The sequence below is a fragment of the Vibrio sp. 10N.222.49.C9 genome (assembly GCF_041474985.1).
GTDB lineage: Bacteria > Pseudomonadota > Gammaproteobacteria > Enterobacterales > Vibrionaceae > Vibrio > Vibrio crassostreae_C.
Genome location: NZ_JBFRVD010000069.1, coordinates 1 through 534 on the forward strand (window position 1 = coordinate 1; position 534 = coordinate 534).

Below are 534 nucleotides of genomic sequence, written 5' to 3' on the forward strand. Positions count from 1 at the left end.
GTATGCTGCACTGCCTTACGCCTCTATCTATCTGGATGACAGTAAACTGCTCAATGGCAAGCCTGCTCAAGATATGGCGCAGTTAATGCAGGAGAAAGGCATTGAAGTGGATAAGAACTTCAACGAGCCTGCCGATCATCTCGCCTTAGAATTGGACTTCCTTGGTAACCTGATTATTCGCTCCAATGAGCTAGAACAAGAGTCTCACCTTGAACAAGCACTAGCTGAACAAAAGGCGCTTATAGAAGAGCACATCCTTTCTTGGATACCGCAATTTTCTGAAAACTGCACTCAATATGATGAGTTTGGTTTTTACTCTTCCGTCGCCGAATTGCTCGTTAACTTCTGTGAATTAGATTGCCGCTATTTGGGCAATGAGTATTAGATTCACATTATGGCCATAAATGCATTGTCAGCACTTGCATTTATGGCTAGACTGCCCGGCGCAATCGTTTGCAGTATAGGCTAAGAGTGCTAACCTCTTCCTAACCTTCCATTTTCAATAACCCTCAGTTTTCTTTACAAGGTATAGCA

1 protein-coding gene is annotated in these 534 nt (G+C 43.3%); it reads left to right on the plus strand.

Features of this window, described 5'->3' with window-relative positions:
- Nucleotides 1–385, plus strand: a 385-nt coding sequence (gene torD / locus AB4585_RS21585; protein ID WP_372170872.1) for a molecular chaperone TorD, incomplete at its 5' end; no start/stop codon positions are given.
- Nucleotides 386–534 lie beyond the last annotated feature (149 nt).